Source organism: Desulfosarcina sp. (assembly GCF_041551955.1).
Taxonomy (GTDB): domain Bacteria; phylum Desulfobacterota; class Desulfobacteria; order Desulfobacterales; family Desulfosarcinaceae; genus Desulfosarcina.
Genome location: NZ_JBFELV010000515.1, coordinates 1 through 3329 on the forward strand (window position 1 = coordinate 1; position 3329 = coordinate 3329).

At 57.5% G+C, this 3329-nt stretch carries 2 protein-coding genes; one reads left to right on the forward strand and one right to left on the reverse strand.

Features of this window, described 5'->3' with window-relative positions; genetic code table 11:
• The coding region (locus ABYV26_RS23380; protein WP_372683763.1) for an AMP-binding protein at positions 1–1619 on the reverse strand (1619 nt) is incomplete at its 3' end.
• A 515-nt stretch (positions 1620–2134) separates the two neighbouring features.
• Here ABYV26_RS23380 and ABYV26_RS23385 point away from each other — a divergent pair.
• Positions 2135–3329: HAMP domain-containing protein (locus tag ABYV26_RS23385; RefSeq protein ID WP_372683764.1), on the forward strand; the 1195-nt coding region annotated here is incomplete at its 3' end.

Below are 3329 nucleotides of genomic sequence, written 5' to 3' on the forward strand. Positions count from 1 at the left end.
ACCGGGAGCTGCCCCTTCAACTCGTCGGCCACACCGATCACCGCGCATTCGGCGACGTCCGGGTGCGCGGCCAGGACCTCTTCCATGGCGCCGGTCGAGAGTCGATGCCCGGCCACGTTGATGATGTCGTCGGTTCGGCTCATGATGTAGGCGTATCCCTCCGCATCGATGTAGCCCGCGTCGGCCGTTTTATAATACCCGGGAAACTCTTCCAGGTAGGACTCCACGTAGCGCGCGTCGTTCTGCCACAGCGTCGGCAGCGTGCCCGGGGGCAGCGGCAGCTTCACCACCAGCGCGCCGATCTCGCCCGGTGCCACCTGCTTGTTGTTTTCATCCACCACCTGCAGGTTCCAGCCTGGCGCCGGCTTGGTGGGTGAGCCCTCCTTGACCGGAAAGGCATGCAGACCCATGCAGTTGGCGCAGATGGCCCAGCCTGTCTCCGTCTGCCACCAGTGGTCGATCACCGGCACCTTCAGGGCATCTTCGGCCCAGTGCAAGGTGTTCGGGTCCGTGCGCTCGCCGGCCAGAAACAGCGCCTTGAAGTTGGACAGGTCGTATTTTTTCATCAGCTCGGCTTTGGGGTCCTCGCGCTTGATGGCCCGGAAGGCCGTCGGCGCCGTGAACATGGCCTTAACCTTGTGGTCGGCGATCACCCGCCAGAACACCCCGGCGTCCGGCGTGCCCACCGGCTTGCCCTCGAACAAGATCGTGGTGCAACCCTTGAACAGCGGCGCGTAGACGATGTAGCTGTGGCCGACCACCCAGCCCACGTCCGAGGCCGCCCAGTAAACATCCCCGGCGTCCACGTTGTAGATGTTTTTCATGCTCCATTTCAATGCCACCACGTGGCCGCCGTTGTCGCGTACCACGCCCTTGGGCTGGCCTGTGGTGCCCGAGGTGTATAGGATGTAAAGCGGATCCGTGGCGGCCACCGGCACGCATTCTGCCGGCGATGCCGTCGACATGGCCTCCGCCCAGTCCACATCCCGACCGGCGATCATGGACGCCTTTTCCATGGGCCGCTGAAAGATGATGCACTTGCCCGGCTTGCTGGTGCTCATGTCGATGGCCTTGTCCAGCAAGGGCTTGTAGGCGATGACCTTCTTCACCTCGATGCCGCAGGACGCCGTCACGATCACCTTGGGCTTGGCATCGTTGATTCGCGTGGCCAGTTCCTTGGCCGCAAACCCACCGAAAACCACCGAGTGCACCGCTCCGATGCGGGCACAAGCCAGCATCGCCATGGCCGCTTCGGCGATCATGGGCATGTAGATCAGCACCCGGTCGCCTTTTTCAACCCCCTGGGCTTTGAGCACGCCGGAAAAACGGGCCACTTCATCGCGAAGCTGGCTATAGGTGTATTTTTTGATCGTGTCGGTAACCGGGCTGTCGTAGATCAGGGCCAGCTGGTCTCCCCGCCCCTGGTCGATGTGGTAGTCCAGGGCATTGTAGCAAGTGTTGATCTGGCCTCCAGTAAACCAGCGGTAAAAAGGCTTGTTGCTGTCGTCAAGCACCTTGTCCCAGCGCTTGTACCAGTGGCAGTCCTCCGCTGCCTTCGCCCAGAATCCGTTCGGATCGTTAATCGACTGTTCAAATGCAGCTTGATAGGGATTGGTCATGTGGCCTCCTTTTGCCGTTGGTTAAAAAAAATAGAAGGGAAACACCATTGCATGGTGACTGTGATATTTTGGATCCATTGGCTCCGGTATTTCTCCGGATGATGCGGTTTCGGGGATAACCGCCTGTGGTCGTTCGGTAGCCTTCTATGTGGTCGACAAGTCAAACCGCCAAAAAAGAATAGAGAAAAAGAACGATTAATGTCAAGCATAAAAGATGAATTTCATACAGTATGTGAAGGCCAATAGTGATCCACCCGCTGTGTTGACCCGTGTGGGCTTTTCAGATATCGTTCCACAAGTGTTGCCATGTCTTGACGCACTCGCAAAAAATCATATTTCCGACGGCATCGTAAAAAGCCCAAGACCAAGGCTTGCGGATCCCGAGGAATGAGGAGTACTTACGGTACGTTGCAATGACGAGGGATGACGCGTAACGCAGATATCGGACTTTTTACGATGCCGTCATGTCTTGGATCGACGCCTCTTTTCCCGACAACCCCCAAAGGAAGCATCCCATGCCGTCATTAAAGGCCATCATCCACGAAAGCCTGTTGCTCAAGCTATTGGCCAGCGTCGGCTTGGTGTTGCTTCTGTCCCTGGCGGTGTGGGGATTCTTCAACTATCGTTACATGCAGCAGAAACTAGTGGGCAACATCACCGCCGGCACGCAGCGGCTGAGCAATACCATCCGACTGGGCACCCATTATGCCATGATGCTCAACTCCAGAGATGACATCAAGCAGATCATCAACAACATTTCCAAGCAACACGACATCGTCAACATCCGCATTTACAACAAGCAGGGAGAAATCAAATTCTCCAACCAGGACGCCGAGATCGACACGGTCACCAACATCAAGGACGAGGCCTGCTACATCTGCCACCGCAGCGATCCGCCGGTGCATCAAGTGTCATTGGCCGACACCGTGCGCACCTTCCGGTCAAAGAACGGCTACCGGCTGATGGGCGTTATCAGCCCGGTATACAACGAAGCGGGCTGTTCCACCGATGCCTGCCACATCCACCCCCCGGATAAAAAGGTGCTGGGCGCCATCGACCTGGTCGTTTCGCTGGAAGAAGCGGATCTGGAGTTGGCCCGCTATGAAAGAAACCTGACCGCCCTGGCCGCATTCATTTTTCTGACCACATCGGCCATGATCCTCCTTTTCATATACCGGTTCGTGAAATACCCAATCAAAAAACTCATTGACGGAACGCGTCGCATCGAAAAGGGAGACTACTCGGCACCGGTGAAGGTTGATCAGGCCGATGAAATGGGGCAGTTGGCCAAGGCCATTCGACAGATGGGCGCGGCCATCGACAACAAACAGAGCGAACTCAACAAGCAGCGCGACCAGTTCCAGAACCTGTTCGAGATGGTGCCCTGCGTCATCACCGTTCAGGACCGGGACTACCGCCTGATCGGCTACAATCGTGAATTCGCCGACAAATTCGCACCCCGACCCGGTGATTTCTGCTACCGTGCTTACAAGGGACGCTGGGAGAAATGCGTGGACTGCCCGGTGGAAGCCACCTTCGCCGACGGCCAGTCCCACTACAGCGAAGAGACCGGCGTTGACAAGGACGGCAGCATCAAGCACTGGATCGTGCGAACCTCCCCCATACGCGACGAAAACGGCGAGATCGTGGCCGCCATGGAGATGAATCTGGACATTTCCGAGCGCAAGCAGCTTGAGGAGAAGCTGGCTC